14 protein-coding genes are annotated in these 13,541 nt (G+C 68.8%); 6 read left to right on the top strand and 8 right to left on the bottom strand.

What is annotated here, in order from left to right; genetic code table 11:
- The first annotated feature begins 195 nt into the window (after positions 1 to 195).
- Together EV651_RS16485 and EV651_RS16480 are read left to right on the top strand one after the other, a co-directional pair.
- Positions 196 to 795, top strand: a complete 600-nt coding sequence (locus EV651_RS16485) for a hypothetical protein (protein WP_133786054.1) — start codon at positions 196 to 198, stop codon at positions 793 to 795.
- Positions 792 to 3,413, top strand: a complete 2,622-nt coding sequence (locus tag EV651_RS16480; RefSeq protein WP_133786053.1) for a hypothetical protein — start codon at positions 792 to 794, stop codon at positions 3,411 to 3,413. The genes EV651_RS16485 and EV651_RS16480 overlap by 4 nt, the downstream gene beginning before the upstream one ends.
- Before the next feature lie 39 nt (positions 3,414 to 3,452).
- On the opposite strand, the gene EV651_RS16475 is transcribed toward EV651_RS16480, so the two are convergent.
- Positions 3,453 to 4,004, bottom strand: coding sequence for a dihydrofolate reductase family protein (locus tag EV651_RS16475; RefSeq protein ID WP_133786052.1), 552 nt, complete (start codon positions 4,002 to 4,004; stop codon positions 3,453 to 3,455).
- A 102-nt stretch (positions 4,005 to 4,106) separates the two neighbouring features.
- Here EV651_RS16475 and EV651_RS16470 point away from each other — a divergent pair, with 102 nt between their 5' ends.
- Both EV651_RS16470 and EV651_RS16465 read left to right on the top strand, forming a co-directional pair.
- Positions 4,107 to 4,571, top strand: coding sequence for a hypothetical protein (locus tag EV651_RS16470; protein ID WP_133786051.1), 465 nt, complete (start codon positions 4,107 to 4,109; stop codon positions 4,569 to 4,571).
- Positions 4,572 to 4,585: 14 nt separating this feature from the next.
- A complete protein-coding gene (locus EV651_RS16465; protein ID WP_133786050.1) occupies positions 4,586 to 4,936 on the top strand; it encodes an ArsC/Spx/MgsR family protein in 351 nt (116 codons plus the stop codon).
- Here the strand turns inward: EV651_RS16465 and EV651_RS16460 are convergent.
- Both EV651_RS16460 and EV651_RS16455 read right to left on the bottom strand, forming a co-directional pair.
- On the bottom strand, positions 4,917 to 6,080 hold the full coding sequence (locus tag EV651_RS16460; protein WP_133786049.1) for a pyridoxal phosphate-dependent aminotransferase: 1,164 nt from the start codon (positions 6,078 to 6,080) through the stop codon (positions 4,917 to 4,919). The genes EV651_RS16465 and EV651_RS16460 overlap by 20 nt on opposite strands.
- 3 nt (positions 6,081 to 6,083) lie before the next feature.
- Positions 6,084 to 6,515 (bottom strand): MarR family winged helix-turn-helix transcriptional regulator, encoded by a 432-nt coding sequence (locus tag EV651_RS16455; RefSeq protein ID WP_133786048.1) that lies wholly within the window; start codon positions 6,513 to 6,515, stop codon positions 6,084 to 6,086.
- A gap of 94 nt (positions 6,516 to 6,609) precedes the next feature.
- Between EV651_RS16455 and EV651_RS16450 the strand changes: the two genes are divergently transcribed.
- Entirely contained in the window at positions 6,610 to 8,169 is a 1,560-nt protein-coding gene (locus tag EV651_RS16450; RefSeq protein WP_202870350.1) for an MFS transporter, read from the top strand.
- Between the two features lie 21 nt (positions 8,170 to 8,190).
- Here EV651_RS16450 and EV651_RS16445 read toward each other — a convergent pair whose 3' ends face one another.
- The 4 genes from EV651_RS16445 to EV651_RS16430 form a co-directional block, all read right to left on the bottom strand.
- On the bottom strand, positions 8,191 to 10,143 hold the full coding sequence (locus EV651_RS16445) for a glycosyl hydrolase family 28-related protein (RefSeq protein ID WP_133786047.1): 1,953 nt from the start codon (positions 10,141 to 10,143) through the stop codon (positions 8,191 to 8,193).
- An 81-nt stretch (positions 10,144 to 10,224) separates the two neighbouring features.
- Positions 10,225 to 10,635 (bottom strand): GNAT family N-acetyltransferase, encoded by a 411-nt coding sequence (locus tag EV651_RS16440; RefSeq protein ID WP_238156922.1) that lies wholly within the window; start codon positions 10,633 to 10,635, stop codon positions 10,225 to 10,227.
- 8 nt (positions 10,636 to 10,643) lie between these two features.
- Positions 10,644 to 11,342 (bottom strand): FadR/GntR family transcriptional regulator, encoded by a 699-nt coding sequence (locus EV651_RS16435; RefSeq protein ID WP_133786045.1) that lies wholly within the window; start codon positions 11,340 to 11,342, stop codon positions 10,644 to 10,646.
- A 94-nt stretch (positions 11,343 to 11,436) separates the two neighbouring features.
- The gene (locus EV651_RS16430) at positions 11,437 to 12,075 is read right to left on the bottom strand and encodes a pyrimidine 5'-nucleotidase (RefSeq protein ID WP_133786044.1); all 639 of its coding nucleotides are present in this window, start codon (positions 12,073 to 12,075) and stop codon (positions 11,437 to 11,439) included.
- 52 nt (positions 12,076 to 12,127) lie between these two features.
- Between EV651_RS16430 and EV651_RS16425 the strand changes: the two genes are divergently transcribed.
- Positions 12,128 to 12,925 carry an SDR family oxidoreductase gene (locus tag EV651_RS16425; RefSeq protein WP_133786043.1) on the top strand — a complete coding sequence of 266 codons (798 nt, stop codon included), beginning with the start codon at positions 12,128 to 12,130 and terminating at the stop codon, positions 12,923 to 12,925.
- Here EV651_RS16425 and EV651_RS16420 read toward each other — a convergent pair.
- The gene (locus tag EV651_RS16420) at positions 12,846 to 13,484 is read right to left on the bottom strand and encodes a TetR/AcrR family transcriptional regulator (protein ID WP_133786042.1); all 639 of its coding nucleotides are present in this window, start codon (positions 13,482 to 13,484) and stop codon (positions 12,846 to 12,848) included. The two genes, EV651_RS16425 and EV651_RS16420, sit on opposite strands and share 80 nt — an antisense overlap.
- Between the last annotated feature and the right edge of the window lie 57 nt (positions 13,485 to 13,541).

The raw sequence follows: 13,541 nt of genomic DNA, 5'->3' as shown, positions 1-13,541 counted from the left end.
TTTGCTTTTGGCCGGATTGCCTTCAAACACTTGAACTTCCGGCAGTTGGGAGTCGGTATCTCTCCGCTCTTGAAACCAGTGGTTACTGCTTGGTAGGAACGTCCGTCAGCAAAGTACTGAACAGTAGTTCAAGTACCTGAAACTTGGATTTTCCGGCGGGGGGTCCCCGGAGTCCCACAGTGAGTGGAGGACTCAATGCAGCGGAGCACCCTGGTATCCGGTGCGCTGCTGGCCGTCGTCGCGGGTCTGTTGTGTCTGGTCGGGGAAGCTCTCGGTCTGGATACGCAACACGTGGCGCTGGTCGGCGGGGCACTGGGCGGTGTGGTGGGGCTGGTGCAGGACCGCACACCGGCGATGCGCGCGACCGGCTTCCTGATCGGGCTGTTCGTCGCCTGGCTCGGATTCGCCGTACGGGCGCTCTATCTGCCGGACTCGGCGTCCGGCCGGGCCGTCGCGGCTGTCGCAGTGGTGGCCGTGTGCGTGACGTTCACGGCCGGCTCGGCCGATCGGATTCCCTTGTGGACCTTGCTTCTCGGCGCGGCCGCGATGGTTGCGGTGTACGAGGAGACCTATACCGCGGACAGCCCATCCTTCCTGGCGCAGTCTCCGTCGGCGGCCACCGGCGTACTGCTGGCGGCCGGGCTCGGGTTCCTGGCGACCTCCCTCCAGCGGCCGCGAACGGCGCCGGCCGCTGAGCGTTCCGAGGTTCCACCCGACGAGCCGACCGAAGAAGATGCCTGGGTTCCCGCCGACGACACCCGTGAGCTTGCCTCGACCGAAGGAGACCGTGCGTGACCGCCCGACGCATCACCCGCGGAGTGGCTGTCGCCATCGCCGTCCCCTCCGCGTTCGTCCTGTCGACGTCCCAGGCGCTGGCCACGTCGAGCGCACTCTCCGCCGGACCCGTCACGGTCACCAACACCGAGACTGTTCAAGCCAGACTCGACCCAAGCGGCAAGGTCGAAGGCGCCCGCATCTACGAGCAACTCGCCTTCACCGGCACGGGAAAGGTGAAGCTCGCCAATCCGGTGTCGACCGACAGTCTGCGCAACCTGGACGGCTTCGGCGGCTTCTCGGTCAAGGACGGCAAGATGGCTGTGGACCTGTCGGTGGACGGCGAGCAGCGGATTCGCACCGTCAGCGACTTCGACAAGAAGAAGCTGCCGATCAAGGTCGCCGTCACCTACACCCTGAATGGCAAGAAGCTGTCCAAGCCCAGTGACGTCGTCGGCAAGAAGGGTCGGCTGGAGGCGCACTATGTCGTGCAGAACACCTCGGCCAAGACCGAGTCGGTGACGATCACCGATGGGTACGGCAAGCAGGTCGTGGAGGACGCCGAGGTCGTCATACCGATGGTCGGTCAGCTGACGACCGTGCTGCCGCCCGAATTCGCCGACGTCACCTCGGCCGAGGCGAACAAGGCCGGCGACGGCAAGGGCGGTACGAAGCTGAGCTTCACCGCTACCTTGTTCCCGCCCGTCGGTGCCGCGACGGCGGAGTTCGGCTGGGCGGCCGAGGTCAAGGACGCGATCGTCCCCGAGGCCGAGCTGACCGCGTTGCCGGTCAGCCCGCTGGAAAGCCCGACGTTCAAGACCGCGGTCTCCGGGTATCAGAGCGGAGCAGAGAAGGGCGCCGACCTGGTCGAGGGCGGCACGACGCTCGACTCGAACCTGATCCGGCTGCGGGACGGCGCCCAGAAGCTGCTCTCCGGCCTGCTCCAGCTGAACGCCGGTGCGAAGACCCTGAACGAAGGCCTCGCCAACCAGGCCGCACCTGGTGCCACGAAGCTCTCCGGCGGTGCGGCGCGGCTGGCCGACGGCCTGGGTGAGCTCGAGTCAGGTGCATCCCTGCTCCGCACGAAGACCGGAGAGGCCGCCAAGGGCGCGGACAAGCTGGAGAAGGGCGCGGGTGAGCTGCAGAAAGGCGCGAAGGATCTCGCCGCAGGTGCCGGTCGGCTGAAGACCGGCACCGGCAAACTCGCCTCCGGTCTCGACAAGGCCACCGGCAAGGCTCCCGCCCTGATCGACGGACTGAACCAGGTCAGCGGCGGGCTGAAGAGCGTCGAGGACGGGCTCGGTCAGATGTACGGCGGCATCGGCCAACTGCCCTCCAAAGCGAAAGCCCTGCACGACGGGGTGGCGCAGCTCCGCGCGGGGATCGGCTCGGTCGGAGCCGAGGGAACGCTGCTCGGCGGACTGGAGAGCCTGAAGAAGCAGCTTGCGGCCTCCGGTCCGGGCATCGACGAGATGCGCGGTGGCGTGAACTGCGCGGCAGACGCGCTCACCGCGGTCAGCAAGGGCAAGCCGGCCGGAACGTACGACGAGGCTTGCTACGGCGCCGCTGCCGCGCAGCTGAACGGGCCGGCCGGGGCGTTGAACGTCGGGCCGGAGACCAATCCGGTCAAGAAGATGATCCTCGACTCGGTGATCGCCCAGATGGGTTCGATGGGTGACCCGGTACCCGATCTGGACAAGCCGCTGCCGGATTCCGCCCGACTGCAGGCTGCGCTTGCGTACCTGAAGGGCCGGCTGACCCAACGCGCCGTACCAGGTGTCGCGCAGCTCCAGTGCGGGCTGGACAACCGGGTCCCGGGCTGCCCGGACTCGGAGCCCGGTCTGATGCAAGGCCTCGCGGCGGTTGATGCCGGCGTGACTCAGCTGGTCTCCGGCGTGGTTGCCGGCGTCCAGGGCGGCATCGGCACCTCCAAGGACACTCCGGCCAGCAAAACCCTCCGTGGTGGGGTCAACGGGCTGCAGAGTGGCGTCGGACAGATCCAGGCAGGTGGTAAAACGCTGCTGGCGGGCCTCACTCAGCTGTCGGACGGTGCTGACCAGCTCGACACGGGTGCGGGTGCGCTGTCTGCCGGCACTGGCAAGCTCAAGGCGGGCGCCGGCGTGCTGGCGAACGGCACCGGGCAGCTCGGCACTGGGCTCGGGTTGCTGGCCGGCGGTACGGGCAAACTGGCCGACGGCGTCGGCCAGGCCAAGACCGGCTCGGACCAGCTGGCGCAGGGTTCCAAGGACCTGGCGAGCGGCATCGGCTCCGCGGCCGAGGGTTCGGGCAAGTTGGCGGACGGTCTCAACACCGCCACGGAACAAGCGCCCGCGATCCCCGACGGCGCGAGCCGGCTCTCGAAGGAAGGTGCGAAGGTGCTGGCCAAGAACGGCGCCGACACCGCGCGCGACTTCGGCCGCCGCTACAGCCTGCTTTCCGCCGCCGCCGACCGCGCCAAGACCGAGTCGATGCCGTTCGGTGCTCCCGAGGGTGCGACCGGCGCAACGGCGTACTCGCTGAAGCTGGCCGGAGCCACCGGTGAAGGCGACCGCAGCTGGATCCGCCTTCTCGCCGGACTCGCGCTCTTCGGTGTCGCCATCGGCGCCACCAGCCTCCTCCGCAGGCGCACCACCTCCTGAGGGGTCGGGGCCCGGTCGATCCGGCCGGGCCCCTTTCGTCTATGCAGGCTCGTAGGTCAACACCACAACGCCTGATCGCAGCGTCTTCTGCCGCACCAGCTTCAGTTCGGTGCGTTCCGCGAACAGCACCTGGCCCGTGCCCAGCGCCAGCGGGTGCAGCATGATCTCCAGCTCGTCGACCAGCCCGTGCTCCAGCAGACTGTGCAGGAGCGCCGGATTGCCGTACATCATGATGTCGCCGCCGTCCTCCTGCTTGATCTGCTTCAACGCGGTGATCGCATCGCCTTCCAGCAGCGTGGCGTTCCACGTCAGCTTCCCGGTCAAGGTGCTGGAGGCAACGAGTTTGGGCAGGCTCCGCAGCCGATCGGCGTACGGCCCGTCGGCGTTTCCCCAGGCGGCGGCGAACATCTCGTAGGTACGCCGCCCGCACAGGAAATAGTCGCAGGTCGCCAGCTTCTCGATCGACCGGCGCACCGACTCCTCGCCGAAGTACGGCTGCGCCCAGCCGCCGTACGCCGTACCGCTGTAGCCTCCTGGGTCCTCTACGACTCCGTCGAGAGTCATCAGCGCCGAGGCGATGATTTTGCGCATGGTGCTCCTTCCGGTCTTTGGTGTAGAGACCCGCCACGAGTGCGAAAGGAATCGGTTTTGGTGATCTGGGAGGATCGGGGCGGGGGTCGTGGAAGGAATCGGATGGCTGAGCGGCGTGGCGACGAGCCGGTCGATGGTGGGCCGGGACCGTACAGCGGGCTGTTCGGTGCGGTGCCGGACACGCACAGCTACCAGGCGACGACGCCCAAGCAGGTGACGGTCGCCGCGGTCATCTCCGCCGGGCTGGGCGTGATGTGCCTGCTGCTGGCGGCGCTCGCCCTGACGTCTGCGGGCGGCCAGATCTCCGAGGTACTCACCGGGTCCCGCGGCAACACCCCGGTCGCGGTCGCGGCCGCGCTGGTCTGCGCTGTCGTCTACCTCGTCCCCGCCCTCTACCTCCGCAAAGGCAGCCCCTGGTCGCGCTACGTCCTGATCGCCGTAGCAGCCCTCGGCATCGCAGGCGGCGTCATGGCCCTGCCGGCAAGCCTCCTAGGCCTGGCCATCCACGTCACCCTCCTGACCCTCATGCTCCAACGCCCCACCAGACTCTGGTTCAACCACCGCTGACTCCGGGAGACCCTGTGGAGATCTGGATCAACCCCGCCTGCTCGAAATGCCGAGCCGCCACCACGGCGTTCGACGAGGCCGGCATCGACTACACCGTACGGCGCTACCTCGACGACCCACCCACCGCCGAAGAACTGACCGCCGTCCTCACCCGCCTCAACCTCGAACCCTGGGACATCGTCCGCCACAACGAATCCGCCGCGAAGCCTCTCAAAGCCCTGCCCCGCGACGCCGATCACCGCAGCGAATGGATCGAGGCGATGGCCACCAACCCCATCCTCATCCAACGCCCCATCATCACCGCCGACGACCGGACGACCGCCGTCGCCCGCGACCCCGAGACGCTCAGGAAGTTCCTCCCCTGACTTTTTGCAGGCGGGTGAGGGCTTCCTGGAGGACCTCGGGTTGTTTGCAGAAGGCCCAGCGGACCAGGGGTTTGCCGTAGTGGGTGTTGTCGTAGAAGACCTGGTGGGGGATGGCTACTACGCCGGCGCGCTGGGGGAGCATGCGGCAGAACTCGATGCCGTCGGTGTGGCCGAGCGGGCGGATGTCGGTGGTGACGAAGTAGGTGCCTGCGGGCCGGTGGACCTCGAAGCCGAGGTCGGCCAGGCCGTCGGACAGGAGGTCCCGGCGGGACCGGAGGTCGGCGCGCAGGGCGTCGTAGTAGTCGTTGCCCAGGGCAAGAGCGTTCGCGACGGCCGGCTGGAAAGGGGCGCCGGAGGTGAAGGTGAGGAACTGTTTGGCGGTGGTCACCGCGGTCACCACCTCAGGTGAACCGGTGACCCACCCGATCTTCCATCCGGTGACCGCGAACGTCTTCCCGGCGCTGCTGATCGATACGGTCCGGTCCGCCATCCCGTCGTACGACGCCAGCGGCCGGTGAGTCCCGTCGTACACCAGGTGTTCGTAGACCTCGTCGGTGATGACGATCAGGTCGTGTTCGAGGGCGACGTCGCGGATGCCGCGCAGTTCCTCGTCGGTGAGGACGGTCCCGGTCGGGTTGTGCGGTGAGTTGATCAGCAGCACCTTCGTCCGCGGCGTGACCGCGGCGCGCAGTTCGTCGAGGTCCAGGCGGTACGACGGTGCGCGCAGCGTCACGGGTACGCGCCGGCCGCCGGCGAAGGCGATGCCGGCCGCGTACGAGTCGTAGTACGGCTCCAGCGCGATCACCTCGTCTCCGGGCTCGACGAACGCCAGCAGCGCGGCCGCGATCGCCTCGGTCGCGCCGGTGGTGACCAGGACCTGCGTGTCGGGGTCGTACGAGAGGTCGTAGAACCGCTTCTGGTGGTCGACGATCGCCTGCCGCAGCGCGGGCACCCCGCGCCCCGGCGGGTACTGGTTCGCGCCGGCCCGGATCGCCGCGATCGCGTCCTCGAGCAGCGAGTCCGGCCCGTCGCGGTCCGGGAAGCCCTGACCGAGGTTGACCGACCCGGTCGCCACCGCCAGCGCGGACATCTCCGCGAAGATCGTCGTACCCAGGCCGTTCAACCGCTCAGCGTGTGCGCGCATCCCTCAACCCTCGACGGCCGTGACCATGTGCGCAAGCCAGGCGCGCGCGGTGGCGCGGTCGGTCGCGCTGAAGGCGGCCTCGAGGTCGTTCTCGACCTTGCGGATCGCCGGGGCCGCCTCGGCCAGCCGGCGTTCGCCGCCGGGGGTGAGGTGCACCTGCTGGGTACGGCGGTCCTTCGGGTTCGGCCGCCGTTCGACCAGGCCGGCCCGCTCCATCCCGGTGATCAGCTCGTTCGCGGACTGCCGGGTCGTACCGACCACGCGGCCGACCTCGGCCACGGTGAGCCCCGGCGCCTCGCGGACGCACAGCAACGTGCCGTACTGCTGGACGGACAGCCCGTGCTCGTCGAGCGCGACCGCGAGCGCGGATCGCATGCTCAGCCAGGCGTGCCGCACCAGAAACGTCACGCAGCCGGTCTCGTCATTGGGATCCATGCACACATTCTGACCGTAAAGGAGATTGACAGGTTCCTGTCAATCGAGGACTATGGAAAACCTCGTCAGGGTCCTGTCAATTATAGGAGACCTCGTGTCTGTGATCGACCCCCCGCAAGGTCCAATCCACCAGCGCCGCATTCTCGCCGTCCTGGTCGTCTCGGCCGTCCTGATCTGGATCGACTCGACCGTTCTCGGCATCGCTCTCGAACGCCTCGCCGATCCCGTCGAGGGTCTCGGCGCCACGCCCGGCCAGCTCCAGTGGGCCGTCGGCATCTACTCGCTGTTGTTCGCCACCGCCCTGTTCCTGGCCGGCGCCCTCGGCGACCGCTACGGCCACCGAACCGTCCTGATGCTCGGCCTGCTGATCTTCGGCATCGCCTCCGCCTGGGCCGCGTGGGCCGCCGATCCGGTCGGCCTGATCCTCGCCCGCGCCACCATGGGCCTCGGCGGCGCGCTGATCATGCCCACGTCGATGGCGATCATCGGCTGGACCTTCCCGCCGGAGCGCCGGGCCGGTGCGATCGCGGTCTGGTCGTCGTCGGCCGGTGTCGGCGTCGCCGTCGGGCCGGTGCTCGGCGGGGTGCTGATCGATCACTTCTGGTGGGGTTCGGTCTTCACGATCAACCTGCCGATCGTCGCCTTCGGCCTGATCGGCGCCGCCGTCGTACTCCCGAACCCGCGCAGCCCGCAGCGCCGCCGGCTCGACCCGCTCGGCCTCGGCCTGTCCACGCTCGGCCTGCTAGGCCTCTCGTACGGGCTGATCGAAGGCGGTCACCAGGGCGGCTGGGATCGCTGGCAGGTCTGGGCAAGCATCGGTGCCGGTCTCGTGCTGCTCGCCGGCTTCGTCTTCTCCGAGTGGCGTGAACCGCAGCCGAGCTTCGATCCGCGCCTGTTCCGCAATCGCCGGTTCGCGGCCGGCAACCTCTCGCTGGCGGCGGTCTTCCTCACCATCACCGGGCAGGGCTTCTACCTCGCGTTCTACCTCCAGGGCGCCCGCGGGATGAGCGCCCTGGACGCCGGCCTGATGTCGTTGCCCGGGGCAATGGGTGTGGTCGTCGGGGCCCCGCTCGGTGCCCGGCTGGCCGCGCGGCTCGGTGTCGCGAAGGTGTCCGGTACGGCGGTCCTCACCCTCGCGGCGTGCTTCGCGCTCAACCTCACGTACGACGTCAGCACGTCGCTCGTGGTGATCGGGATCATCGGCGGCCTCGCCGGGCTCGCGATCGGCATGACCGTCGCGCCGACGACCGCGGCCGTGATGGCGACGCTCCCGATGGATCGGATGGGAGCCGGGTCCGCGGTCAGCAATGCCCTGCGTCAGGTGGGCAGCGTGCTCGGTGTCGCCGTCCTCGGGACCGTCGTGTCGTCGACGTACCAGCACCGGATCGCGCCGGCGCTGACCGGCCTGCCGAACGCGGAGGCGATCGGTACGTCGGCCGAGGCGACCCGCCACGCGGCCGGCGCGCTGCACCGCCCCGACCTGGTGCAACTCGCGAACGACGCCTTCGTCCACGCCATGCACACCGCGGCCGGCGTCGCCGCGGCCATCGTCCTCCTCGGCGCGATCGTCCTCACGGCCGCCTTCCGGACCTCCAGGCCATCACAATCGCCGGATCTGGAGGCGACCACGCCGGAGCGCGCCGGCATCGGCTAATTGTGATGGCCTGGGGAACCGTCAGCCCCACGGCGACGGCGGCGGTGGCGGGACGACGGTGGGGCGGTCCTCGCACCAGGTCGCCCTGGTCCAGCCGCCGTCGTTGCCGCCGAGCAGGCGTACGTCGAACTCCGGCGGGCCGTTGAAGTGGAACGTGCCGCAGTTGTTGACGAACGGGGCGCCGACGTTGCGGGCGTCGACGTTCTCGAACGTCGCCCAGCCGCCGACCCGGGCGTTCACCACGTTGGTCCCGGTGCCGTCGACCTTGATGTCGCGGACGACGACGCCGGTGATCGCGTAGTCGTCCTTCACCGGCCAGTCGACGACGAACATCATCGCGTTGTACGTCGAGTCCAGGAACGAGCTGTCGGTGATCTCGATCGTCGCGGACATCGTGGACTGCAATGCGTACAGCCAGATCGCTCCGAGGCCGATGTTCCAGTTGAGATCGCGCGGACCGCCGCGGACCGTGGTGTTGCGGGCGAACGTCAGCGTGCCCTCGAACGGGGTCGCGTCGAAGCGCGAGCCGGCGTGCAACGTGCTGCCCTCGCGGATCGGATCGGCGACCAGGTTGTCGGTGACCGCGTTGTCGCGGCCGCCGTAGATCGCGATGTTGTTCGCGAGCACAGGTGTCTGCACGGTGTTGTGGTCGTAGACGTTGTCGTGATTGACCACGCCGGACGGGTTCGCCTCCGACCACATCGCCAGCCCGTCGTCACCGCTGTTCCGGACGAAGTTGTTGGTCGCCCGGACGTTCGAGACGCCGAGGTGCAGGTTGATGCCGTCGGCAACCGCATCGGTGATGACGTTGTTGCGGATCAGCAGGCCGTCCATCGGGCCGTCGAGCCAGATGCCGACCTTGGTGTGGTGCAGGTACAGGTTCTCGATCGTGGAGCCGCCGCCGATCGCACCGCCGATGCCGTTCACCTGATCGGTGTCGATGCGTTCGCGGACGTCGCTCTCGATCGCGAAGTCCGACAGATGTACGCCGGTGCTCCCGCCGTCGGCGGCGTACTTGCCGTAGAAGCCGGGTGCGCTGTGCACAGACTTGTCCGGCGCGGGTTCGGCGAGCGGAAGGACCTTGCCCTTGATGATCGTCCACCAGTTGCCGGCGCCGCGGATCGTCACCCGGTCCACGACGATGTGCCGGTTGACCTGAAACGTGCCCGCGGGGATGAACACCGACCAGCCGATCCGCTTCGCCGCCGCGATCGTGCGCTCGATCGCGGGCGCGGCGTCCCGTCGTCCGGTCGGATCGGCGCCGAACAACCGTACGTCGAGGGACCGGGCCGGCTGCTTCAACGGGGCCTTCACCAGCTCGAAGTCCGCGACGTCGAGCACGGTCCACGCCGCCGCAGTCGCACGTGGTACCGCGAACCGAATGCGCGCTCCGGCCTGGTACGTCCGATCGAGCATCACTCGCTGCTCGTCGTAGAAGTGGTTCGGCCGGAACGGCTTCGCGACCGGATCCGGCTCGGGCTTCCACCAGCCCGGGATCGGGTCGACGTTCGGGTCGTTGGAGAACGGATACATGCCGTACAGCCAGGCGTACTGCGATGTCAGCGTCATCGTCTGCCGGTGCTTCCCGTTGACGCTCACGTCGAGCGGCGCGGTGAGCCCGCCGCCGGCCGGTGCGTCCGGGATGCTGTACCGCAGCGTGAACGCGTTCGCGGGCTGGGTCAGCGTGAATTCGACGTACTGCTTGGGCTGGAGCCGTACCGCGGTACGCCCCGAGGCCTCGGCCGGGAGTGTGTAGGCCTCCCGCCCCGGGCCGAGTTGCTCGCCGGTGAAGACGGCGTTCTCCGCCTCCTGCTCGACGAACGGTACGTCGGCGCCGCGGCCGGTCACCAAGGCGGGATCGAGGCCCGCACGGGTGATGCGCTGCGCGGTGCTCGCGGCGGCTGGTTGGTACGTGAGCACGGTACCGAGGAGCGCGGTCGACACGGCGACCGCGATCAAGTGCGAACGGGACATCGGCGGATCCCCTCCCGGACGAATTGTCTGGAGGTTATGCACCCGACGATCGGTGCGCAAGATCTCGACAGGTCAGAGAAATTACCGAACCATGAAGACGTCGACGGGGTCCTCGGTCTCGATGACGAAGCCGTGGCGCTCGTACAGCTTCCGGGCCGGGCTGCCCTGCAGGACGTTCAGCGCGACGGTCGCGCCGTCGGCTTCGTCCAGAACCGAACGCAGTACGGCGGAGCCGACGCCGCGGCCCTGGTGGTGCGGGGCGAGGTAGAAGTGCTCGAGCCACTGGCGGTCCTCGGCCGGCCGCATGCTGATGGATCCGGCGAACTCGCCGTCGACCTCGATGATTCGGGTGTGCTCGGGCGTGTAGGCGTCCCGCAGGCGCTGGCGGACGCGATGGTCGTCGTACCGCCCGAGCCGTTCGAGGTCCGGGCGCATGGCGACGGCCCGGAGCTCGACGAGGTCCTCGAGGTCGTTCGCCGTCGCTGGCCGCAAGTTCCACCTCATGGCAGCGCCGGTTGCGGGACGGGGCGGAGGGCGCGCAGCCAGAGTTCGGTCTGGGCGATGTGGGCGGACGCGGCGGTGGCGGCGGCCGCGGGGTCGCGAGTGGTGATCGCGGCCAGGATCTCGCGGTGGCCGCGGTCGCTGGTCTGCTTGATCGCGTCGAAGTCGGCGCCGGGTTCGAAGATCCGGTAGTGGCCGCCGCGGCCGCGGATCACACCGGTGAGTGCGGTGACGGTCGGGTTGCCGCCGGCCGCGCAGATCAGGCCGTGGAACTCGGCGTCCAGGTGCTGGATCTCGGTCGCGTCGGTGGTCGACTCGAGCCGGTCGAGGACCGCGCTCAGGTGCGCTGCGAGCTCCGGGTCCTGGCGGGCGGCCGCGGCAGCGGTGGCGTGCGCCTCGAGCACCCGGCGTACCTCCAGCAGTTCGAGTACTCCCTCGAGCGGGATCAGCTCGACCGACAGCGAGAACCTGCCGATGATCGCGGCCGGGTCCAGCGCGGAGACGTACGTGCCCGACCCGTGCCGGGACTCGATCACCCCGAGCGCGCCGAGCGACCGCACGGCCTCCCGCAGCGAGCTCCGGGACACGCCCAAGTGGTCGCACAACTCGGGCTCCGGCGGAAACTTCGCCCCCGGCCCGAGCTCCCCGGACGCGATCATCTGCCGCAACCCGGCCAGCGCCTTGTCCGTAGCAGCCATCCCCTCACCTCCTCCCGAAGCGTAAGTCCTCAGACCACTTACGGTCACATTTGCCCACACGCAGCCTGCCTCGCCGAGCCAATCCAGCAATTCATCAGATGTTTGCTCGCAGGAACCCGGGCAGGTCGGCCGCCCGCCAGCGCCGGTCAGCGAGCTGCTCGTACGGCGTCCCACTGGTCACCCAGACCGTCGTCATACCGCGCTCGTGCGGCCCGGTCAGGTTCACCTCGAGATCGTCGAACATCGCGGCCCGCACTGGGTCGATCCCGAACGACGCCAGGAACGCGTCCAGGCTCTCGTCGTACGGCTTCGGGACCAGGTCCGCCGCGAGGATGTCGAAGACGCCGTCGATGCACCCGGTCAGTCCGAGGCGTCCGAGCACCTGCTCCGCGTGGTACGCCGAGCCGTTCGTGTACAGGTACCGGCGCCCGGGCAACCCGCGGAGAACCTCCGCCAGCACCGGATCGGGACGCAGTACGGCGTAGTCGATCGTGTGCTCCCACGCGAGGTAGTCGTGCGGATCGATCGACCGGGTGTTCATCAGACCGCGCAGGGTCGTGCCGTGCTCGGCGACGAGCTGCGCCTGCAACCGAAGGGCCTCGGCTTCGTCGGTGCCGAAGAGGTTGGACAGGTACGCCCGGATCCGCACGTTCATCTGGTCGGCCAGTCCGGTCTCGGCCGGATATAACGTGTTGTCGAGATCCAGAACCCAGGTGTCGATGTCCGCCAGCACCAGATCAGGGTAGGTGACACACTGGTGGCGTCACCGACGGGAGGACTGCACGATGCCGACTGCGCTCGTCACCGGGCCGGCGACCGGGATCGGCCGGGCTTTCGCGGACAAGCTCGCGCTCGAGGGGTACGACCTGGTGCTGGTGTCGCGGGACGAGGCGCGCCTCAAGGAGGTCGCCGCCGACATCACGCGGTTGCACGGCGTCGAGTGCGAGGTGCTGGCCGCCGACCTGACCGACGCGGCCGATCTGGCGCGCGTCGAGGAGCGGTTCCGGACCGGGCCGATCGAACTGCTGGTGAACAACGCCGGCTTCGGCCAGAAGAAACCGTTCTGGGAGAACCCGGTCGAGGTCGAGGAGAAGCAGCTCGATCTGCTGGTCCGCGTCGTACTGCGGCTCACGCATGCCGCCGTACTGCCGATGATCGAGCGTGGCTCGGGCGCGGTGATCAACGTTTCCTCGGTGGCCGGGTTCCTGCAGCGCAACATCTACAGTGCGCACAAGGCCTGGGTGACGACCTTCTCCGCCGGGTTGGCGACCGGCCTGCACGCGCAGGGTGTGGCGGTGATGGCGTTGTGTCCTGGGTTCGTGCACACCGAGTTCCACGAGCGGATGGGGATGGACAAGACGCTCATCCCGTCCTTCATGTGGCTGGACGCGGACGAGCTGGTCGCCGCGGCCTGGAAGGACCTGCTGCGCGGCAAGGCGATCTCGATCCCGAGCCGTCGCTACAAGCTCCTGATGCTCGCCGCGCGCTTCACGCCCCGAGCCCTCATTGCGCGCGTGTCGACGGTGGGCCTGGACGGCCGCCGTCCGGCTTCGTCGGCTGCAGGCTCTCGTAGAGAGTCTTGACGAGAGCGGCGGCGTACTTGTCGTGCTCCTCGCCGGACGGTGTGATCCCGGCGAAGTTGACCTCGAACCCGCGCTGGAAGCACGCCCCGAACAGCAACGCGGCCGCGGCGCCGGCATCAGCGGTACGCCGCACACGCCCGAGCTTCTGCTCGGCGCGGAGGTAGCGGATCAGGCCCTCCTGCGCCTTGTGCGGCCCGGCGTTCAGCTCCTGCAGACGAAGCCGGTGGGCGGCGAGCAACTCCCGCGACGAGAACAGCGACACCAGGATCGGAAAGCCCTCGACGTAGAAGTCGATCGCGGTGCGCGCCAGCTGGGTCAGATTGCCGCGGACCGTTCCGCTGCCGGGGTTGCCGAGCAGTTCCTTCAGTGAGCCGGGGAGTTCGGGCATCCGCTCGTGCATGACCGCGAGCAGGATCGCGGCCTTGTCCGCGAAGTGCTTGTAGAGCGCGGCTTCGGAGTACCCGGCGACGTGGGCGATCGACTTGGTGGTCGCCCGCGCGAACCCCTGCGTCCGCAGCACCTCCGCGGCCGCGTCCAGGATCTCGTCCCTGGTCCCCATCCCCGTCCTCCCGTTCGTCCGCGCCGAACTCTACCTTGACAGGTTGGTGAGTGTTTA

Source organism: Kribbella sp. VKM Ac-2571 (genome assembly GCF_004362255.1).
Taxonomy (GTDB): domain Bacteria; phylum Actinomycetota; class Actinomycetes; order Propionibacteriales; family Kribbellaceae; genus Kribbella; species Kribbella pratensis.
This window is presented reverse-complemented; position numbering and strand designations above follow the sequence as displayed.

Coding starts and splice junctions, on each gene's coding strand:
- EV651_RS16485 (WP_133786054.1), top strand. CDS start 196: ATGCAGCGGAGCACCCTGGTATCCGGTGCGCTGCTGGCCGTCGTCGCG.
- EV651_RS16475 (WP_133786052.1), bottom strand. CDS start 4,004: ATGCGCAAAATCATCGCCTCGGCGCTGATGACTCTCGACGGAGTCGTA.
- EV651_RS16470 (WP_133786051.1), top strand. CDS start 4,107: ATGGCTGAGCGGCGTGGCGACGAGCCGGTCGATGGTGGGCCGGGACCG.
- EV651_RS16460 (WP_133786049.1), bottom strand. CDS start 6,080: ATGCGCGCACACGCTGAGCGGTTGAACGGCCTGGGTACGACGATCTTC.
- EV651_RS16455 (WP_133786048.1), bottom strand. CDS start 6,515: ATGGATCCCAATGACGAGACCGGCTGCGTGACGTTTCTGGTGCGGCAC.
- EV651_RS16445 (WP_133786047.1), bottom strand. CDS start 10,143: ATGTCCCGTTCGCACTTGATCGCGGTCGCCGTGTCGACCGCGCTCCTC.
- EV651_RS16435 (WP_133786045.1), bottom strand. CDS start 11,342: ATGGCTGCTACGGACAAGGCGCTGGCCGGGTTGCGGCAGATGATCGCG.
- EV651_RS16425 (WP_133786043.1), top strand. CDS start 12,128: ATGCCGACTGCGCTCGTCACCGGGCCGGCGACCGGGATCGGCCGGGCT.
- EV651_RS16420 (WP_133786042.1), bottom strand. CDS start 13,484: ATGGGGACCAGGGACGAGATCCTGGACGCGGCCGCGGAGGTGCTGCGG.